Source organism: Hirschia sp., from assembly GCF_058892565.1.
In genome coordinates, this window is sequence record NZ_JBZXVU010000010.1 from 40,323 (window position 1) to 59,447 (window position 19,125).

Annotated in this window: 21 protein-coding genes; 7 read left to right on the top strand and 14 right to left on the bottom strand. The window is 45.3% G+C overall.

What is annotated here, in order from left to right; all coding sequences use genetic code 11:
- The first annotated feature begins 25 nt into the window (after positions 1 to 25).
- Complete coding sequence (locus AC5EF3_RS04575; protein ID WP_015827223.1) at positions 26 to 493, top strand: outer membrane protein assembly factor BamE; 468 nt, start codon at positions 26 to 28, stop codon at positions 491 to 493.
- A 42-nt stretch (positions 494 to 535) separates the two neighbouring features.
- Here the strand turns inward: AC5EF3_RS04575 and AC5EF3_RS04580 are convergent, their stop codons facing one another.
- The 9 genes from AC5EF3_RS04580 to glyA all read right to left on the bottom strand — a co-directional run bounded on the left by AC5EF3_RS04580 (position 536) and on the right by glyA (position 7,451).
- A complete protein-coding gene (locus tag AC5EF3_RS04580; protein ID WP_493547196.1) occupies positions 536 to 991 on the bottom strand; it encodes a hypothetical protein in 456 nt (151 codons plus the stop codon).
- A 109-nt stretch (positions 992 to 1,100) separates the two neighbouring features.
- Positions 1,101 to 2,072 (bottom strand): thiamine-phosphate kinase, encoded by a 972-nt coding sequence (gene thiL / locus AC5EF3_RS04585; protein WP_493547197.1) that lies wholly within the window; start codon positions 2,070 to 2,072, stop codon positions 1,101 to 1,103.
- A gap of 51 nt (positions 2,073 to 2,123) precedes the next feature.
- Positions 2,124 to 2,615 (bottom strand): transcription antitermination factor NusB, encoded by a 492-nt coding sequence (nusB, locus tag AC5EF3_RS04590; RefSeq protein WP_015827220.1) that lies wholly within the window; start codon positions 2,613 to 2,615, stop codon positions 2,124 to 2,126.
- Positions 2,616 to 3,059 (bottom strand): 6,7-dimethyl-8-ribityllumazine synthase, encoded by a 444-nt coding sequence (gene ribH, locus AC5EF3_RS04595; protein WP_493547198.1) that lies wholly within the window; start codon positions 3,057 to 3,059, stop codon positions 2,616 to 2,618.
- Positions 3,060 to 3,062: 3 nt separating this feature from the next.
- The gene (gene ribB / locus AC5EF3_RS04600) at positions 3,063 to 4,187 is read right to left on the bottom strand and encodes a 3,4-dihydroxy-2-butanone-4-phosphate synthase (protein ID WP_015827218.1); all 1,125 of its coding nucleotides are present in this window, start codon (positions 4,185 to 4,187) and stop codon (positions 3,063 to 3,065) included.
- A 7-nt stretch (positions 4,188 to 4,194) separates the two neighbouring features.
- Positions 4,195 to 4,809, bottom strand: a complete 615-nt coding sequence (locus tag AC5EF3_RS04605) for a riboflavin synthase (protein WP_015827217.1) — start codon at positions 4,807 to 4,809, stop codon at positions 4,195 to 4,197.
- 91 nt (positions 4,810 to 4,900) lie between these two features.
- Positions 4,901 to 5,578, bottom strand: a complete 678-nt coding sequence (locus AC5EF3_RS04610) for a RibD family protein (protein ID WP_493547199.1) — start codon at positions 5,576 to 5,578, stop codon at positions 4,901 to 4,903.
- On the bottom strand, positions 5,575 to 6,072 hold the full coding sequence (gene nrdR / locus AC5EF3_RS04615) for a transcriptional regulator NrdR (RefSeq protein WP_015827216.1): 498 nt from the start codon (positions 6,070 to 6,072) through the stop codon (positions 5,575 to 5,577). Before nrdR ends, AC5EF3_RS04610 begins: the two co-directional genes overlap by 4 nt.
- A 77-nt stretch (positions 6,073 to 6,149) precedes the next feature.
- Positions 6,150 to 7,451, bottom strand: coding sequence for a serine hydroxymethyltransferase (gene glyA / locus AC5EF3_RS04620; protein ID WP_015827215.1), 1,302 nt, complete (start codon positions 7,449 to 7,451; stop codon positions 6,150 to 6,152).
- Between the two features lie 228 nt (positions 7,452 to 7,679).
- Here glyA and AC5EF3_RS04625 point away from each other — a divergent pair, with 228 nt between their 5' ends.
- Positions 7,680 to 8,108: a Ros/MucR family transcriptional regulator gene (locus AC5EF3_RS04625; protein ID WP_015827214.1), complete on the top strand. Its 429-nt coding sequence runs from the start codon at positions 7,680 to 7,682 to the stop codon at positions 8,106 to 8,108.
- 72 nt (positions 8,109 to 8,180) lie between these two features.
- Here the strand turns inward: AC5EF3_RS04625 and AC5EF3_RS04630 are convergent, their stop codons facing one another.
- The 5 genes from AC5EF3_RS04630 to AC5EF3_RS04650 form a co-directional block, all read right to left on the bottom strand.
- Positions 8,181 to 8,432 (bottom strand): DUF6898 family protein, encoded by a 252-nt coding sequence (locus AC5EF3_RS04630; protein ID WP_493547200.1) that lies wholly within the window; start codon positions 8,430 to 8,432, stop codon positions 8,181 to 8,183.
- 90 nt (positions 8,433 to 8,522) lie between these two features.
- Positions 8,523 to 9,743 (bottom strand): 5-aminolevulinate synthase, encoded by a 1,221-nt coding sequence (gene hemA / locus AC5EF3_RS04635; protein ID WP_015827212.1) that lies wholly within the window; start codon positions 9,741 to 9,743, stop codon positions 8,523 to 8,525.
- A gap of 338 nt (positions 9,744 to 10,081) precedes the next feature.
- A complete protein-coding gene (locus tag AC5EF3_RS04640) occupies positions 10,082 to 10,582 on the bottom strand; it encodes a MarR family winged helix-turn-helix transcriptional regulator (protein WP_233356762.1) in 501 nt (166 codons plus the stop codon).
- Positions 10,583 to 10,771: 189 nt separating this feature from the next.
- Positions 10,772 to 11,806 (bottom strand): enoyl-CoA hydratase/isomerase family protein, encoded by a 1,035-nt coding sequence (locus tag AC5EF3_RS04645; RefSeq protein ID WP_493547201.1) that lies wholly within the window; start codon positions 11,804 to 11,806, stop codon positions 10,772 to 10,774.
- A gap of 83 nt (positions 11,807 to 11,889) precedes the next feature.
- The gene (locus AC5EF3_RS04650) at positions 11,890 to 12,417 is read right to left on the bottom strand and encodes a hypothetical protein (protein ID WP_493547202.1); all 528 of its coding nucleotides are present in this window, start codon (positions 12,415 to 12,417) and stop codon (positions 11,890 to 11,892) included.
- A gap of 221 nt (positions 12,418 to 12,638) precedes the next feature.
- On the opposite strand from AC5EF3_RS04650, the gene AC5EF3_RS04655 reads away from it, so the two are divergent.
- The 5 genes from AC5EF3_RS04655 (at position 12,639) to AC5EF3_RS04675 (ending at position 18,754) form a co-directional block, all read left to right on the top strand.
- Positions 12,639 to 13,202, top strand: coding sequence for a GNAT family N-acetyltransferase (locus AC5EF3_RS04655; RefSeq protein WP_493547203.1), 564 nt, complete (start codon positions 12,639 to 12,641; stop codon positions 13,200 to 13,202).
- Positions 13,203 to 13,252: 50 nt separating this feature from the next.
- Entirely contained in the window at positions 13,253 to 14,236 is a 984-nt protein-coding gene (gene hemB, locus AC5EF3_RS04660; protein WP_015827207.1) for a porphobilinogen synthase, read from the top strand.
- 308 nt (positions 14,237 to 14,544) lie between these two features.
- Positions 14,545 to 15,216, top strand: coding sequence for a glutathione S-transferase (locus AC5EF3_RS04665; RefSeq protein ID WP_493547204.1), 672 nt, complete (start codon positions 14,545 to 14,547; stop codon positions 15,214 to 15,216).
- Between the two features lie 53 nt (positions 15,217 to 15,269).
- Positions 15,270 to 16,409, top strand: a complete 1,140-nt coding sequence (locus tag AC5EF3_RS04670; RefSeq protein ID WP_493547205.1) for a zinc-binding dehydrogenase — start codon at positions 15,270 to 15,272, stop codon at positions 16,407 to 16,409.
- Positions 16,410 to 16,624: 215 nt separating this feature from the next.
- The gene (locus AC5EF3_RS04675; RefSeq protein WP_493547206.1) at positions 16,625 to 18,754 is read left to right on the top strand and encodes a TonB-dependent receptor; all 2,130 of its coding nucleotides are present in this window, start codon (positions 16,625 to 16,627) and stop codon (positions 18,752 to 18,754) included.
- Positions 18,755 to 19,125: the final 371 nt, after the last annotated feature.

Sequence of the window (19,125 nt, forward strand, 5' to 3'; positions counted from 1 at the left end):
CGCTTTGACGAGTTGGAGTCCTCATATGGTCAAGTTTAAGATTTTTACAGCCTGTGTCGCAGTTCTTGCGTTAAATGCTTGTCAGGCATCACGTAATTTCCACGGCTATTTGCCCGATCAAGTCCGCCCTGCTGAAATTGAACCTTCAGTTGATACACGTTCGACTGTTATTGCCCGTTTGGGCTCGCCGTCAACAACAAGTATATTCGACGATAACCTTTGGGTCTACATGTCTGCAACACGAGAGCAGCTAACTTACCACCGCCCAAAGGTTGTGAAGCGTAACATTGTGGCTATTCAATTTGATGATTCAGATCAGGTCGTTGATGTTCTCACATACGACCTAGAGGCAGGCGAAGTGATAGACTATGTCTCTCGCGAAACCCCTACACGTGGTCGCCAGCTTGGAATTCTTGAGCAATTATTTGGCACGATTGGCGCAGGTCTACCATCAGGTATTGGTGATGACCTTAATCGCGGCCCCGGGCAATAATAAAACCCGGACCATACGCAAACCCAATTTATATCAAAGCTGCTAGCCTAATTCTTGGCTAGCAACTTGAAGGAATGTAATCGAAGAGAAAGCCTCTTCGCCCAATTCGCGATTTACGGTTTCGACAAAGAGCTTTTCAGCTTTCTCTTCATCAATGCGCGTGTAATTTCCTTCAAGGTGAACACTTTGACGATGCGCCGCGCGCAGAACAACGTCGCGTACGATATGCGCCTTTTCACGAAAATCCCATATTCCCTTGCCATCCGCAACGAGCATCCGTGCATTCACGTATAAGTAATTTACCAACACACGATCTTTATCAAACACAGGAAAAACCATCGCATTCAGTTCAACTGAGCGATTGATTTCTTTCTCTTCTTTTTTATTGGCACTATCGCCAGCAGCATAAGCTGCACCACTAAATCCGGTCGTGGAAATGGCTAACCCAATTGCACAAAATGCGAGTGTTTTTGAAATGGCGCGCATTGAAAAAGACATAGAATTCTCCTGAATTACTATGACAAGCCTAACCCAAAGAGGTTTCAACTCCGTTAGGACTTCGTATTATTTTAGTGATTTAAAACTCTATCAGGATTTGAGTTTACCCTTAAAAATGCTTCCAACCGTCACTTTTTATGGGAATCATTGTTCCATTTGCTCGTTGTAACGACACGCCTTGGCCAGTTTGCATTTTTCCAATCTTGGTTATTTCCAAACCATATTGCAAACTTGCCCGCAAAATGACTGCCTTGGCTTCAGGTGGAGCTGTAAACACAGACTGATAGTCATCGCCTTTCGTTACGAGCTCTAACCTTGAGACCTTTTTTTCAGCTAAACATAATTTAGCTGCACTACTAAAAGGGACTTCATCCAAGTTGATAATTGCTTGAAGATTCGAGGCTTTTGCAATGTGATTAATATCCGCCACAAGCCCATCAGACACATCCGCACTGGCATGAGCAACTTCCGATATCAACTCGGCAATGGCACTGTCTGGAATCTCTGGCACGCGGTAGCGCCATGCCAACAAAGCCACATCTTCAGGGCGGCTCAGACATAATTCACCCATAGCTGCTTTTAGCCCTAAATAGCCATCACCTATAGTGCCTGTCACCCATATATCTTCGCCCTGTTTGCCGCCTGACCGCAATATAGGGCCAGTTTGTGGGCAATGTGCGAGTAAAGTGAGTCCAAGCGTCAATGGGCCTGAAGTGGATGTTGTATCACCGCCCATGAGCGAGATACCCCAATGCTCTAAATCCGCTTTCAGTCCGTCCGCAAATGAACTGAGTTGACGGACATCACGCCCACTAGGCCAAGTTAAAGATAATACCGCCGCCCAGGGCGTTCCGCCTTTGGCGAGGACATCAGAAATATTCACGCGGAGGAGTTTCTGCGCAACTGTTTCAAGCGGATCTTCACTTAAGAAATGCACGCTCTCAACTAAAGTATCGGTCGTGATAATAAGTTGACGTCCGGCAGGTGGATTTAAGGCTGCAACATCATCTTTCAAACCGAAAGCATCTGGAGATGTTGCTAATGGCGCGAAATAAGTCTTGATCAGATCAAACTCATTCATGCCTCGCCATCCTTAAACTAGATTATAACTGAAACCTTTACCGCTCAAATTTTACGCTGGCTTATCGCGCACATCTTCACGTACATTTTCAAGCAAGGCATTTATAAAGCGCGGTTCCGCATCATCAAAGAAAGCATGTGCGATAGACACATATTCATCGAGAATAATTTGAGCTGGCAAATCATCGCGTTTCATCAACTCATATACACCCGCACGCAAAATTGCGCGTGAAGTCGCGTCTAAACGTTCTATCTTCCATCCATCGGCTAGGCGTTTAACAATCGCTAGATTGATGTCGTCTAAAGATTCAATGACACCTTCGACTGTATTTCGGAAAATTTCGGGATCTGCTGCCTCGATTGGCCGCCCCTCATCATCCAGACCAATACCGTCTTCACAATAATCTTCAATAACAGCACGACCAGCGCGTCCAGTTTGCTCAATTTGATAAAGCGCCTGCACAGCTGCCAAGCGCGCACCTGAGCGGCTTAATTTACGAAGTTTACGCGCTGCATCTTTATCTATTGCCGGTTCATTCGTCATCTAAACATCCACATCTGAAAAATGGTGAGATAAATTCACCATAGCAACGCAGGCATCAACAATTTCTTGGCCTTTGTTTTTCTGTTTTCTATCGGCACGCACCCAAGCTTGATCCTGATTTTCAACAGTTAAAACACCAAAGCCTATTGGTGTTCCCAATAATGAAATGTCCATCATTGCACGCGCAGTTTCCCCACAAACATAATCATAGTGAGAAGTTTCACCACGAATAACGCAGCCTAGACCAATAAATCCGTCAAATTCAGCTGCATCCATTGCCATGCGAATAGCTGCAGGAATTTCGAAAGCACCAGGCACTTCTATCGTTTCATAGGTCGCACCAACTCGATCAAGTGCTTCTTGTACACCAGCTTCAAGCTCAAGCACGATCTTCTCATAATAACGTGAAGTTACAATCAAGATGTGAGGGGCAATATCGCTCATCGTCTATTCGTCTCCAGAAAACTTTCGCCATCCCTCTACCGACAATCCGTACCCGTCAAGACCAGGAAGTGAAGAAGGGCCATGATTGCTTATCAAAATCATTTTGCGCACGCCAAGATCTTTTAAGATTTGAGCACCGATACCGTATTCACGCAATGGCGCAGATGGATCAGGCTTCCCATCATCTACACCCCCTAGCCGCGTCACGAGATCAGCTTTCGTTCCCATACGAACAAAGACCGCAACGCCGCTTTCATCAGAATCACCAAGGGTTTTGATGGCTTTTTTGACCATGTCTTCTCGACCACCAGCTTGTCCTAAAACATCGGTGAGAAAATCAACACGATGAACACGCACAAGTGTCGGTTCATCCCCTGATATTCGGCCTTTTACCAAAGCGACATGCTCTGTATCATCAATCGTGTTTTTAAACACGATTAACTTAAACTCACCGCCATACGCAGATTGGAAATCAGTTTCAATTTTTCGCTCAAGGAAACGATCTTCACGGCGACGATAAGCAATCAAATCAGCAATCGTACCAACTTTCAGACCATGAAGTTGCGCAAATGAAACCAATTCCGGCAAACGTGCCATTGAGCCATCATCATTCATGATTTCACAGATGACACCCGCAGGATAAAGGCCGGCTAATCTAGAAATATCGACAGCAGCTTCTGTGTGTCCTGCACGCACAAGAACGCCTCCGTCTCGTGCGACAAGCGGAAACACATGGCCAGGAGACACAATATCAGCAGGCCCTTTTGTCGGATCTATCGCCACAGCGATTGTATGGGAGCGGTCATGCGCTGAAATACCGGTGGTCACCCCCTCTTTGGCTTCAATAGAAACAGTAAAAGCGGTCTGCATACTTTCACGGTTTTCTCGTGCCATCATATCTAGATCTAAGCCACGCGCACGTTCGCGATTCATCGAAAGACAGATCAAACCACGACCAAATTTGGCCATAAAATTCACCTGATCGGGCGTCGCAAATTGCGCAGGTATAATTAGATCACCTTCATTTTCGCGATCTTCTGCATCCACAAGGACGTACATTTTACCATTACGCGCATCTTCGATGATCTCTTCGATCGGCGAGATTGCAGTTGAAAAATCTTCTGACATTCAGTTTTTATTCCTTACCGAGCATACGCGCGACATAACGTGCGAGCATGTCTGCTTCCAGGTTCACTTTTCGACCCGGTTTCATTTCACCAATTGTTGTCACTTCCCAAGTGTGCGGAATAACAGCAACTTCAAACCAATCTATGCCATTTTCTATACCAACAGCTGCAATTGTGAGAGACACACCATCAATTGCGATGGACCCTTTTTCTGCAACATATTTAGAAAGTACAGCCGGAATAGAAAAACGAATACGCCTTGAACCACCTTCCGGTGTGATAGACATAACCTCGCCGACACCATCTACGTGACCAAATACAAAATGGCCACCCAGCTTGTCACCCAGCGCTAAACTTTGCTCTAGGTTTACACGCGTTCCGCCGCGCCATTCACCAAGCACAGTACGGTCGAGTGTTTCTTGCACAGCTTCCACATCAAACCAGCAACCTTCATCATTCTGGTCAAAGCCAACAACGGTCAGGCACACACCAGAATGCATTATAGATGCCCCCATCTCAATAGAATCAACAGGATAGGCGCTCTCAACTCTAAATCTGCGTACACCATTGTCATCTTTGACATCAGCAATACGGCCCAAATCAGTCACAAGACCAGTAAACATGAAGGAAACTTTCTTTTGGATTCAGAGTTAAGACCGGAGCGTTACTAGGTCTCATTTAGGTGCAGCGCAATAGAATGTCCAATTGATGTATCTAAAGTTTTTTAGAAAAACTTTCCCACACATCTTCACCTGAAACCTCTAGGCGAATACGTTCCCAAGCGGAAACTTCATTGAGACTTTCAATCTCCAGAGACGCTAAACAGGCGATTCCATCCCCCCCAATAACAATTGGCGCTCGAAACCATTCTATGTGGTCCACCATATTTGCTTTTAGAAAAGATGCTGCGAGTTTACCGCCACCTTCTAGGAAAATGGATTCGATGCCCTCTTCAGCGCAACGTGCAAGCAGAGCACGTATTGAAACCCCACCTGCTGGCGCAATTGCTAGGCTCCAAACTTCTACGCCTTCAGCAACAAATGGTATCTCGTCTTCTTCTTCCATGTGCAAACCAGACACTAATATTGTCCGATATTCTCTCGCGGTAGTGACGAGTTTATGTGTCATTGGTGTGCGTAAACTGCTGTCGACCACCATACGTATTGGTTGTTTTGTGGGTTCTGGGTCCAGTCTTACTGTTAACATCGGATCGTCAGCCAGCGCTGTTCCAGAGCCGACCAAAACAACATCATGTTGCGCTCTTAATTCATGGACACGCGTTCGCGATTCAGCACCCGTAATCCACTGACTATGACCTGACCGGGTCGCTATGCGACCGTCCATAGATGTCGCAAGTTTTAGCGTGACTTTTGGAAAGACTATGTCACTCATTCTTGATCGGATTCACCTAATTCGGTGTCCAATTCCGCGCCCAATTCTGCCATGTGTTTTTCGATAAAGCGCGCAAAATCTGATGGGTTTTTGAAGTCTCGATATACTGAAGCATAGCGAACATATCCTACAGGATCGAGCGTTGATAAGGCTTCCATCACCAAACCACCAATTTCAACAGAAGTGACTTCTTCTTCTGCAGAGCTTTCTAACCGGCGAACAATTCCAGAAATCATTTGCTCGATTTGTTCTTCATCAACAGGACGTTTTTGCAGGGCAATTTTTACGGATCTGGATAATTTTTCGCGATCAAAAAGAGCCTTTTTGCCATCGCGTTTTAAGACCATGAGGTCACGCAATTGCACACGTTCAAAAGTTGTGAAGCGTCCACCGCAAGTTTGGCAACCACGGCGACGGCGCACAGCTGTGTTTTCTTCGGCAGACCGACTATCGCGAACCACTGTATCGCTCGACTGACAAAAAGGACAACGCATATGCTCTCACTTCCTATTATATGCCCATTTCAACTGATTCGCTGAAATGGGCATTTTATTATTGAGTAGTCTAACGCCTAAAGGGCTTGGCCAGCAATTGCACCATCATAGATTGGGAAGCGTGCTGTCATTGCGATGACCTCACTTTTCACACGATCTTCAATCGCTGATGAGTCTTCACCAGAAGCAACTGCATCAACAATTTCGACGATCCAACGTCCAACTTGTGTAAATTCGTCAACGCCAAATCCACGCGATGTGGCAGCTGGTGAACCAACGCGAATACCCGATGTTACCATTGGCGGCGCAGGGTCAAATGGAACACCATTTTTGTTACATGTGATGAAAGCACGCTCTAGCGCTTCTTCAGTGTCCTTACCGTTTACGCCTTTCGGACGTAAATCAACCAGCACCACATGCGTGTCAGTTCCACCAGAAACAATATCAAGCCCACCTTCTTTTAGAGCAGCAGCCATGGCTTGCGCATTCGCGATGACTTGTTTTGCATACTCTTTAAATTCTGGTGTCAATGCTTCTCCAAAAGCAACTGCTTTACCCGCAATAGCATGCATCAAAGGACCACCTTGAATACCGGGGAAGATGGCTGAATTCACTTTCTTTGCAATATCTGCGTTATTCGTCAGTATCATACCACCGCGCGGGCCGCGCAATGTTTTGTGCGTTGTTGTTGTTGCGACATCAGCATAATCAAGTGGGTTTGGGTGTTCACCCGCAGCGACTAGACCGGCAAAGTGGGCCATGTCTACCATAAAGAAAGCGCCGACTTTATCAGCAATTGCGCGGAATTTTGCAAAATCAATCTGACGCGGATATGCCGAACCACCGGCAATAATGAGTTGTGGTTTGTGCTCTAATGCAAGCGCTTCCACTTCATCAAAATCAATCAAATGATTGTCTTCACGCACGCCATATTGAACAGCATTGAACCATTTACCTGACTGGTTTGGTTTTGCACCATGCGTTAGGTGTCCACCAGCTGCCAAGCTCATCCCAAGTATGGTGTCACCGGGTTTGATCAAAGCCTGAAAAACACCCTGATTCGCTTGAGAACCAGAAGACGGCTGTACATTTACATATTCTGCATTGAACAATTTTTTAGCACGGTCCCGTGCTAAATTCTCTGCAACGTCCACAAACTCACAACCACCATAATAACGACGGCCAGGGTAACCTTCAGCGTATTTGTTTGTTAGGACTGAGCCTTGAGCTTCAAGAACAGCTCTGGACGTAATGTTTTCAGATGCAATTAACTCAATTTGCTGGGTTTGACGCCCAAATTCATCACCAATACTTGCAAATACGTCTGGGTCAGACTCTTTAAGTGATTTTGTGAACAAGTCTTTAGCAGACACAGTCATCGGATTCTCCAAACTTGGGACTAACAATCTTTGCCAAATCAGGTAAGCCTTTGCGCACCAATTGGCAAGTTTCCCGACTTTGAATTTGCCTCAACTCATTTTATAGAAAACAACAACGATTTACTTATAAGTTATTGATCAAAACGAACACTAATACTTGTATAGAGCCAATAAATTTGGCATTGCATGGCAATCAACATTATAAAAATGTCTTTCTGGAAAGAATACATGACAGACGAAATAGAAAATAAACTCCTCTCCCAAAACGAAATCATGCGTATGACATCTGCTATCGTGTCTTCATTCGTTTCAAACAATCCAGTTCCTACGGATAACTTGCCGGATGTTATCAGGTCAGTCCACAAAACCGTAACCAATCTGGCTCAGCCGCAAGAATCAAAGTCTGACGAGCGCCCTAAACCAGCTGTTCCCGCCAGCAAATCTATTACTGAAGAATATATTGTTTGTCTTGAAGATGGCAAAAAGCTGAAAATGCTGAAACGTTATCTGAGATCCCGCTACGATATGTCACCCGATGAATATCGCCGGCGCTGGGGATTACCATCCGATTATCCCATGGTGGCCCCAAGCTACACCGCAAGACGTTCTGAATTTGCGAAAAAAATCGGTCTCGGAAAAGGTGGTCGAAAGTCCTAAAATCCGAATCAAATATGCATAACCGTCAAATGCCGATCCGATTATTCATTGGGTCGGCATTTTCATTTCGCACTAAACAATAATTCCGCGACGATTATCTGGCTTTTTAGCTGCTTCCTGAGCTTCTTGTTTTGCGCGATTTTCTGCTTGCTTTTTACGTACATATGCAAGTTTTTGACGGGAAATCAGTGTAATTTCAGCTTCAGGCGTGTTTACCGGTGCCATAAAAGACACTTCAAGGCCGTCCAATGCATCTATTGCTCGAACTTCCATAGCGTTGCCGACACGTGCAAACTCTAAATATATTTGGCCCGATTTGCTCATAGCCACACAATAACGCTATTGGCCAAATCGGACAAATACAAACACGATTATTTTATTCTGGGGAGCGTGGAAATGTATATTCCAACCTTTTTACGCGACGCGCTCTAATCCCAATTGTGCCCAAATCGCCAACAATGCAGCAACAAGTTCATCCATCATTTCTTCAGTGTGATTTGGAGAAGGAGTAAACCTTAAGCGTTCAGTGCCCTTAGGCACTGTTGGGTAATTGATTGGCTGCACATAAATACCAAAATCGTGAAGCAAAGTATCGGATAAAGCCTTACAACGCTCAGGATCTGCCACCAACAAAGGAACGATATGTGTTTCTGATTCCATCAATGGCAGTTTTGCATCTTTAAATTTTTGCTTGAGCATGGCCGCAGCCGCTTGGTGACGATTGCGCAAATTGCGACCTTCTTCAGAACGTAGTTTACGAATTGAAGTAAGCGCACCAGCAGCAAGCACTGGACATGTAGATGTTGTAAAAATGAACCCTGGAGCCATTGAACGAATAGCATCAATCACCGCAGTTTTGCCGGTGATATAGCCACCCATCACGCCAAACCCTTTGGCTAGCGTACCTTCAATAATATCAATACGGCTGGCTAGGTCATCACGTTCAGAAACACCGCCGCCCTGCTCGCCATATAAGCCAACTGCGTGAACTTCATCGATATATGTCAGAGCTTCAAACTCATCGGCAATATCACAAATTTCTTCTATCGGTGCGATATCACCATCCATTGAATAGACGCTCTCAAAAGCAATAAGCTTTGGTGCATCTGCGGGGTCATTCGCCATTAATGCGCGCAAATGATCCATGTCATTATGACGAAAAACACGACGCGCACATGATGAGCGACGAATACCTTCAATCATGGAGGCGTGGTTTAGTGCATCTGAATAAATAATAACGTCCGGCAAAATCTTGGCGATGGTTGATAATGTCGCTTCATTGGACACATAACCAGATGTAAAGAGTAAAGCGCCTTCTTTACCGTGCAAATCGGCTAGCTCTTTTTCAAGATCAACGTGATAACGCGTTGTTCCCGAAATATTACGTGTTCCACCAGAACCAGCACCAAAGCTATCAATCGCTTCATGCATCCCATCTAGAACATCGGAATCTTGTCCCATGCCTAGATAGTCATTTGAACACCAAACAATGACATCCTGCTCGCGGCCATCTTCATAACGTGCAGATGCGCGGGGAAATTCACCACGGTGACGTTTCAAATCGATAAAGACTCGGTAGCGGCCTTCAGATCTGATTGAATTTAGCGCATCCTCAAAGGCTTGCAGGTGTCTCATTTTTCTGCGCTCCCAGCTTGGTGCAGCATATTCAAAGGACGCACTTTCATCCAGAGCGAATTCATCCGGGTGCGTTGTTATAGTGAAGGATTAATCCGATTTATAAAAAAAGGAAACTGCGCAATCGTCGCAGCCCAACAATATATCCATATAGATATGCCAATATCTCTTCGCAAGGATTAACAAATAGATACGGCGACGTGTCAAAGACAATCACCAGCATACCATATAAGAAAAGCGCAATACCTAATGATATTGCGCCCTTCTTCACAGGTGCCCCTCAAAACCAGTTAAACAACTGATTTAACGCCCGTTTTAACTTTAATTTTGTCTAAATATTAGAGACGGTAGCGGATCTGATCAGACCAGAAACGCTCTAGACGTGAAATTGTTTTGTTCATGTGCTGCAAATCATCGTTGCGAACAGATGCTGTTGGCTCAAGTGCTTGTGCTTGACGATCAAACAATGAAGCAACTTTACTGCGAACATCCAGACCACTTTCGGTCAATTTCAACAAGACTGTGCGACGGTCATCGTCAGAACGTGTCTGAACAAGATATCCACCTTCTTGCAATTTCTTCACATTATAGGACATTGATGTACCTGCGAATGCACCACGAGCACGCAATGTGCTTGCAGGTGTTTCACCTTCACCAATTTCATAAAGAAGAAGCGCTTGCACGCCTGTCAAATAGCGTTCACCAGAACGCTCTAAATTGTCTTTCACGACATCATGTAAACGTCTGTGCGCTTGCTCTAAAAGAGACAAAGAACTCAAGAAAGAATATTCAATCGTATCATTCGCATCCATTTTAGATGCGCTAGCTTCAATCATCATCACCATCACCACTATACATTTTGTTATTATTGGCTGGTTTTAAAGCTAAACGAATGATTCTAACAAAATGCTAATGCTAAAGAACGAATCGAAACTTTCTAGCAATTTTTGTCAAATTAATTCCATAAAAATCGCAGAATATTTTATAGAAACATGTGATTTATTGAAAACCATCACATTCTTAAAACCTTATATGAAGGTTAGATCCCCACTTTTCAAAGGCGCAAACATTTCATCAAGTTCAATCTCATCAACATCAGCAAGTGTTGCAGGATTCCATTGAGGCGCATTGTCTTTATCAATAACGACCGCCCTTACACCTTCTGCAAAATCAGCGCGGCGCACAGCACGGTTTGCTAACCGGAATTCCATCAGCATAGTTTCGCGGAAATTCGTCAACTTCTCACCTTCTATCATTTGGCGTAAAGTCACCTTCAATGAGAAAGGGCATTTTGTCCTCATAATGGATAATTGTTTTAGTGCCCATTCGCTGCCATCTTCTTCCAACGCTGCAAACACGTCTTCAACAGTTTCTTTGTCAAAACACTTTGTGATGGTTTCTAGCTGTTTGACAAAAGATCCATAAGCTTCCCACTCCATCGCCTCGAGTGTTTCAATATCACCCAACATCACCATGTCTTTGACTGCTGCAAGCACTTTTTCTTCAACATAGTGTGTGGCAATGCCTGCAGCGGCAACATCAGCACCTTTTAAACGTGCTCCCGTCAATCCGAGCCACTGACCTAATCCGCCCCCTAAACGCGGCAAGAACCAGCCGCCGCCCACGTCTGGAAACAAACCAATACCTGTTTCTGGCATAGCAAAAACCGTGTTTTCAGTTGCAATAGAATGACTGCCATGAACGCTTAAGCCAACACCGCCGCCCATTGTTATGCCGTCGATAAAGGTGACAACGGGCTTTGGATATTCAAATAACTGCACATTCATCCGGTATTCCGTTTCGAAGAACACCCGAACATCCACGCCGTCCCCTTGGCCAGATTCGGCCATCGGCTTAATATCGCCGCCAGCACAAAAGCCACGCGTACCTTCTGCATGATCTATAACAATGAGCTTAACCTCATTGTTTATTTTCCAATCTGAAAGCGCGTGTGAAATCTGAGCGCACATTATCGTATTTAAAGCATGCAATGCTTGAGGACGGTTCAGGGTAATGTGGCCAACAGGTCCGCTCTGACGAATAATGACATCTTGATTGTTCATATTCTCTCGCTAACTGGTCAGTTCAAGCATCTTGAACAGCCTGTACAAATTATGTTTCCAGCTGTTGTAAAGATTAATTTGCTCTAATCGTCAAATATGGATCGACGTGCAGGCCGAAGCAAGATGAATGCGGAACAGCCCACAAAAATGAAAAACATCGCGTCAAATGCACTTATCCAAACCGGCACAACATACTCAGAAACTGACAATGAATACATCTCGGTTATAAACTGAAGCAAATAGAGGCCAACAATCCATTGAGATCTTTTGGCCAGCATAAAGCCACCTGCAATCACGCAGAATAAAAATGACACCAAACGAATAGCATCAAATACAATTTGCGTTTGTCCTGTATCACCCGGAAGAACACCAGAACCTAGTGCAGTAGAAACGAAGACCGCGCCCCCCGAAAAGGCGAGAAGTATGCCGTATAAAAGAAAGCCGCGCAGTTGACGGGACAATAACAACATCAAGGCCGAAATTACCATTGCGACCAATACACCAATCAAACCACCGAAAATCATAAGTGAATCAGTGTTATCAAAACCTATTTTAAATTCAATAAGCACCTGACTACTCAACTTTCCAATCACGCGACTTCGACCACTCACATACACAGCTTTTCAAGGCATGTGAGTCTCAAGTCATTACGCAAAAGCCAATTTACTATACTTTTTAGACCGGATGCCTAATATCATGTCATCTCGCCTACATTTCTCATACAGAAAAGCAAATACTTTTCAACTCTTACAGCCAAACCTTAATGTTGATAATGCCTACTCAAACACTAAAATTCATAGCTTGATTATAATTTTATATCCTTCTTTCGTACATGAAAAACTCCTCACTTCCTTCACAAAGCATTTACCGCATTCGATATGCACGATCTGACGAAGTCACAGACCTTCAACAGATAGACTTGAAATCATGTGAATTATTTGAAGGAACCGGCCTGATAGACTTTGGCCCCAATATCAAGCGCGCCCCACTTATCCCGGAGGAAAACTTGAGAAGAGGGCTTGGAGACAGACTGCTTTGGGTAGCAACTGACATCAAAGACACACCTATTGGATTTGCGTTGTGTTCACACAAACCAGGTTCCTTATATTTGGATCAAGTATCAGTTCTTCCTCAATACGGGCAGCGAGGCATTGGTCGGGAACTTGTAAACGAGACAATTCAGGCAGCCAGAGAGCACAATTATAAATCACTCTCCCTCTCAACATTTAGGGACGTTGCGTGGAATGGAAAATTCTACAGAGGGCTAGGCTTTAAAGAAATTCCACGCAAAAAACTAACCGCATGGCAATTGGAACTTGAACAGCTACAAACTGCCACAATGGACATTTCCAAACGTTGCTTCATGCATAAGTCTGTGAAACGACTATTTTTCTAAGTTTCATGCCGTAAAATCTGTCTCATACCTGAAAAGAAAAGGTCCCATTCATGGCCTTCCCAGCTACACGTCTTCGCCGCACCCGCCAAGCTGATTGGGTACGCCGCCTCACCAGAGAAACCCGCCCAACAGTGGATGATCTTGTCTGGTCGATGATTGTTCATGACGGAGATACACCTCGCATTCCTATCACTGCAATGCCCGGCGTAGAGAGACTAAATATTGAGGAAGCCGCAAAGGCTGCACGACGTGCACAAGATCTTGGTATTCCTGCAATTGCTATGTTCCCCAATATTGATCCTAGCAAAAAAGACGAAACAGGCAGCGAAGCGCTAAACCCAAAAGGCTTAATACCTGAAGCAATACGCGCGATGAAAGCAGCTGCGCCAGACGTTGGTATTATCTGTGATGTCGCGCTGGATCCTTTTACATCGCACGGTCATGACGGCCTGATAGATGAAACTGGCTATGTCTTAAATGACGAAACAACAGAACTTCTGGTCAAACAAGCCATCGTTCAAGCCGAAGCAGGTGCAGATGTGGTTGCCCCGTCTGACATGATGGATGGGCGCATTGGTGCTATCCGCAAAGGTCTGGAAGCTGCTGGGCACACAAACACACTTATTCTATCTTATGCTGCCAAATATGCATCTGCTTTTTATGGTCCCTATCGAGAAGCTGTGGGTTCAGCGACTGTTTTAAAGAGCGATAAAAAAACATATCAGATGGATTTTGGTAATTCCGATGAAGCCATTCGTGAAGTCGCTATGGATATTGAGGAAGGCGCTGACATGGTCATGGTCAAACCCGGCCTGCCTTATCTTGATATCGTTCAGCGTATCTCCAAAGAACTACATGTACCTACGCTTGTTTTCCATGTGTCTGGAGAATACGCAGCCATTCAAGCATCAGCGCAGCGCGGTTGGATAGATGAAGATCGCGCAATTGTTGAAATCACATCAGCATTCAAACGTGCAGGTGCATCTGGAATAATCACATACAATGCTGATAAACTAGCACAAATGCTGAAATAAGCTCTCATCCCAAAAGCGACACCCAGATAATTGGTACATTTGTAAAAATATTTCAACGACTGATCAGAGGTTCCTGATCGGTCATTTTCACACTTACCGCAGATAATTTTTATTCTTACTAATCAATACATTACGAACATATACACAAAATCAAAACAGCAGATTGCTTTCAAAAAGCATACGGCCTTGGCGGCCAAAATTGGATTTTTCACCTAAAAACCTAACCTCGCGACACGCTGTTTAATGCTTGCAGACATGCTATTAGCCACCTAACTCTGTTTTATACCTAAAACCTATGAGGGCTGCCTGTGTTTACCATCCACCATCTAAATAATTCCAGATCACAGCGCGTCTTGTGGCTGATGGAAGAACTTCAATTTACATATCAGATCAAATTCTATCAGCGCGATGAAATAACTATGCTGGCACCGGCAGACCTAAGATCGGTCCACCCTCTCGGCAAATCCCCCATTCTTGAACATGAAGGTCGCAAAATCGCAGAAACAGGCGCGATTTTTGACTATCTATTACACATATATGGCAAAGGCCCATTAAACCCGAGCATGGACACATCCGAAGGGCGTTCGATGAATCATTGGATTCATTATGCCGAAGGCTCTGCCATGCCGCCTTTGCTGATGAAGCTTGTATTTGACCGCCTACCCTTAAACGTAAATCCACTCATGAGACCGCTTGTGCGCATGGTCAGCAATCAAGCCATAAAAAGCTATGTGACACCGCAAATTGCAAATCATGTCGGATACTGGTCGCAGGCCCTAACCAAAAACCAATGGTTTGCTGGCTCTGAGTTTACTGCTGCCGACATCATGATGAGTTTCCCACTCGAAGCGCTGACTTCACGCTCACCGCAAGCTATTCCACAAGTTATACAAGACTTCGTCGCGAAAATTCACGCGCGCCCTGCCTACCAAGCCGCACTCAAAAAAGGCGGCGAGTACGCCTACGCAAAAGCACAATAAATATAATAGCACCCGATGAGGTGCAGCAATCAAAACAAACATGGGGAGTAATCATGTCACTACCATCTAACTATCTTCAAATGCGTTCAACAGTTACAGCTGACGGCGAGCTTAAGATGAACCTCGTTGAAAAAGAAATGCCGACCCCAAAAGATAATCAGGTCGTTATTCGCATTGAAGCCACACCGATCAACCCTTCTGATATAGCAGTGATGCTTGGCCTGTCTGATAGTTCAAAAGCAAGTTCAACGGGCGATGGAGCAGACCGTGTGCTAACAGCACCGATTGCGCCGCAAATCATGCCAGCTCTCAAAGCCCGTATTGATCAGGCGCTGCCAATCGGAAATGAAGGCGCGGGCGTTGTCGTCGCTGCGGGAGCAAGCGATTATGCGCAAAGCCTGATGGGCAAGACAGTGGCTGCTATGGGCGGCGGCATGTATGCGCAATATCAAATCGTTGACGCCATGAACTGCTTACCCCTTCTTGAAGGCAATACAGCCAAAGAAGGCGCATCAAGCTTTGTAAATCCGCTCACCGCCCTTTCCATGGTTGAGACCATGCGTATGGAAGGTCACACAGCTTTGGTTCATACAGCCGCCGCATCAAACCTTGGGCAAATGCTAAACCGCATCTGTCAGGCGGATGGTGTCGAACTCGTCAATATTGTGCGCAAGGATGAGCAAGAGCAAATCCTGCGTGATCTAGGCGCAAAATACATCATCAATTCCAGCAAAGATACTTTCATGAAAGATCTTGTGGATGCGATTCACGAAACGGGCGCAACACTGGCTTTTGATGCGACAGGCGGCGGACATCTTGCCTCCAACATCCTATCAGCAATGGAAGCCGCCGCCGCCCGCACACCGGGCGCTTACAGCATTTACGGGTCAGTAAAGCATAAGCAAGTTTACCTTTATGGCGGCTTAGACACGTCCCAAACCACATTATCACGCGGATACGGCATGGCATGGGGCGTGGGCGGCTGGTTATTGCCAAACTTCCTTGCCAAAGCCGGCATGGAGGTTGCTGTACGTTTACGTTCACGCGTGGCCAAAGAACTGACAACTACATTTGCAAGTTCATACACGGATGAACTCTCGCTAACAGATATGCTAGATGCCGACACTGTGCGCCGCTATGACGCCAAAAAGACAGGCGAGAAATTCCTCGTTTGCCCGCAAAAATCGCTCTGATCTCAATCTAAAAATTCAGACACATTTACAGAAAGCTGCACCTCAAACGGGTGCGGCTTTTTTTGTTGCCAGCAACTTCCCATTTCTCAATCCCATTTGTGACATATAAAACACAAGTTGCAATTTACTCTCATTCTTGTGTCATCTCTCGTTGCTTTTCATTCTTAGTTGAACATATTCCGCGCCTGATAATCAATTGCAAACAGGTCGATATAATGAAAAGAGCTATCCTTTATACAAGTGCAGCAATAGCAGCCTTAACAATATCAGGTGGCACAAGCTTCGCTCAAGATAAAGAATTGCGCCAAGACGAAATCGTCGTCACGAACCGCACATTATATTCTGACCAGCTTAACTCTCTCAAATCTCCGACAGCAATTATTGATGTACCTCAGAGTCTTTCAATCATCTCCTCAGATCAGATTATCGAACAAGGCTTCACAGCCATTGGCGATATTATAAACTATGTTCCAGGAATAAACGCGTCCCAAGGTGAAGGTCACCGCGATGCTGTTGTGTTTCGCGGCGTACGTTCCACTGCTTCTTTCTTTGTCGACGGTGTCCGCGATGATGTTCAATATTTCCGCTCACTTTATAACCTCGAACAAGTTGAAGTTCTTCGTGGTCCCAATGCCCTTCTCTTTGGGCGCGGCGGAACTGGTGGTGTTTTAAACCGTGTCACGAAAAAAGGTCAGATTGGCGAAAGCTTTGTAGGAGCAAAAGCCAGCATTGACACATTTGGTGAATATGATGTGCAACTTGATCAAAATATCGCAACAGGTGAAAACTCCGCATTTCGCATTAATGGCTTTTACGAGAGCCTTGCCAATGACCGCGACTTTTATGATGGTCAACGCGTGGGTATAAACCCGACGGCGCGTTTTGCTCTGTCTGCAAACACAACACTTGATGTCTCCTATGAGTACGCTGACAATCAGCGCTTCATTGATCGCGGTATTCCAACCGGCGCAGATGGTGAGCCTGTAGAAGCCCTCAAAGAGGTTGTTTTCGGCGATGCTGAAATCAATACTTCCGCATTTAATGCACAAATTGTGCGTCTTGGTCTTCAGCACAAATTTACCGATAGTCTAAAAGGTAATTTCAGTGCTTCTTACGGCGATTACGACAAATTATACCAGAATTTCTATGCTGCTGGATATGATGCCAGCAATGACGCTTATAATGGCGCTGAAACCGTTACGCTTGATGGATATGTAGATACAACGCAGCGCACAAACGCAATATTGTCTGCAAATCTTGTTGGCGAATTTGCAACTGGTAGCATTCAACACACCCTAATTTTTGGAGGTGAATATATCGACACCAGCAATGACAATGACCGCTACAACACATATTGGAGCACGAATGGTGATGATCAGGAAACATTCCTCGTTTCATCACTATTGGACCTTAAAAGCGGCGTTGGCGTAAATGCAGACGGCCTTGCCACATCTAATAATTTCAACATCGACCTGAACGATAAAACAACGTCTAATGTAGAAGTGACATCTTTTTATGTTCAGGATGAAATCTCAATCAATCAGTATGTCGACATCGTCCTTGGTGCTCGCTTTGACAGTTTTGACCAAAGCTCGACCAATTTAAATACAGCAACTCCGGTTGAAATTTCACGCAAAGATGAAAACATCGCGCCGCGTTTAGGGCTGGTTTATAAACCACAAGAAAACATGTCTGTTTACGCCAGCTATAGCGAAACATTCTTGCCGCGCTCGGGTGAGCAATTTGCCAGCACGGGAAGCCTAGACCCAGACATTTATGAAAACGCTGAAATCGGCTTTAAGTGGGACTTTGCCCCAACACTTAGCTTTACAGCTGCAATCTTCCAGAGCGAACAAATTAGCGCCGCCAGAGACGATACAGGTGAAGACTTTGAAGTGCGCGGCCTAGAAGTTTCAGGTCTAGAACTTCAAGTTCAAGGTGATCTAAATGACAAACTCTCCATTTTGGCTGGTTACAGCTATCTTGATGGGGAAACCGACCAAGGCCGTGAAATCCCGCGTGAACTTCCTGAGCATATGCTATCTGCTTGGGCCAAATACGCGATCACAGACAAATTCGGCCTTGGCCTTGGCGCAATCTATCAAGCTGAATCCTATATTTCAGACTTTGACATTGGCGTAAGCAGCGATGCCACACACCCAACATTGCCAGCATACACACGCTTTGATGCGGCAGCATTTTACAATGTATCTGATGATCTTCGGTTGCAGCTCAACATCGAAAATCTATCAGATGAAACTTATTTCCCAAGCGCGCACAGCACCCACCAAGCAAGTGTTGGCTCGCCTCTAAATGCACGTTTCACAATTAGCACGCGCTTCTAGTCGAAACACGCAGATTCATTGATTTAAGGCCGCTGCACATATGTGTTGCGGCCTTTTCTTTGGCTACAAAAATATCCCCGCCATGCGCTGCATGCGAAGGTATAAAGGATTGCTTTGCCGATAAGGGCGCGAGGCGCACATTCTGGCAGCTAAAGTGTGCTGACCCAAGCTGGTCAGCTGATAATGCGGCCCGAAAGCACGCCTCGTAGAGTGATTTTCGTCTATTCCAAGACTGCTAGGAGAGGCAGGCATAGCCTCGTGGACTTCATGGTCCTCTCTCCGGCCCCGCCACCTATATCTTTACACCCCTGCAAAGACTGGTTTGGCAAGTTCACTCCTCCACCCCGACACTAGGTCGCGCGCCGCCCTCA

Coding starts and splice junctions, on each gene's coding strand:
- AC5EF3_RS04575 (WP_015827223.1), top strand. CDS start 26: ATGGTCAAGTTTAAGATTTTTACAGCCTGTGTCGCAGTTCTTGCGTTA.
- AC5EF3_RS04580 (WP_493547196.1), bottom strand. CDS start 991: ATGTCTTTTTCAATGCGCGCCATTTCAAAAACACTCGCATTTTGTGCA.
- thiL (WP_493547197.1), bottom strand. CDS start 2,072: ATGAATGAGTTTGATCTGATCAAGACTTATTTCGCGCCATTAGCAACA.
- nusB (WP_015827220.1), bottom strand. CDS start 2,615: ATGACGAATGAACCGGCAATAGATAAAGATGCAGCGCGTAAACTTCGT.
- ribH (WP_493547198.1), bottom strand. CDS start 3,059: ATGAGCGATATTGCCCCTCACATCTTGATTGTAACTTCACGTTATTAT.
- ribB (WP_015827218.1), bottom strand. CDS start 4,187: ATGTCAGAAGATTTTTCAACTGCAATCTCGCCGATCGAAGAGATCATC.
- AC5EF3_RS04605 (WP_015827217.1), bottom strand. CDS start 4,809: ATGTTTACTGGTCTTGTGACTGATTTGGGCCGTATTGCTGATGTCAAA.
- AC5EF3_RS04610 (WP_493547199.1), bottom strand. CDS start 5,578: ATGAGTGACATAGTCTTTCCAAAAGTCACGCTAAAACTTGCGACATCT.
- nrdR (WP_015827216.1), bottom strand. CDS start 6,072: ATGCGTTGTCCTTTTTGTCAGTCGAGCGATACAGTGGTTCGCGATAGT.
- glyA (WP_015827215.1), bottom strand. CDS start 7,451: ATGACTGTGTCTGCTAAAGACTTGTTCACAAAATCACTTAAAGAGTCT.
- AC5EF3_RS04625 (WP_015827214.1), top strand. CDS start 7,680: ATGACAGACGAAATAGAAAATAAACTCCTCTCCCAAAACGAAATCATG.
- AC5EF3_RS04630 (WP_493547200.1), bottom strand. CDS start 8,432: ATGAGCAAATCGGGCCAAATATATTTAGAGTTTGCACGTGTCGGCAAC.
- hemA (WP_015827212.1), bottom strand. CDS start 9,743: ATGAGACACCTGCAAGCCTTTGAGGATGCGCTAAATTCAATCAGATCT.
- AC5EF3_RS04640 (WP_233356762.1), bottom strand. CDS start 10,582: ATGATGATTGAAGCTAGCGCATCTAAAATGGATGCGAATGATACGATT.
- AC5EF3_RS04645 (WP_493547201.1), bottom strand. CDS start 11,806: ATGAACAATCAAGATGTCATTATTCGTCAGAGCGGACCTGTTGGCCAC.
- AC5EF3_RS04655 (WP_493547203.1), top strand. CDS start 12,639: ATGAAAAACTCCTCACTTCCTTCACAAAGCATTTACCGCATTCGATAT.
- hemB (WP_015827207.1), top strand. CDS start 13,253: ATGGCCTTCCCAGCTACACGTCTTCGCCGCACCCGCCAAGCTGATTGG.
- AC5EF3_RS04670 (WP_493547205.1), top strand. CDS start 15,270: ATGTCACTACCATCTAACTATCTTCAAATGCGTTCAACAGTTACAGCT.
- AC5EF3_RS04675 (WP_493547206.1), top strand. CDS start 16,625: ATGAAAAGAGCTATCCTTTATACAAGTGCAGCAATAGCAGCCTTAACA.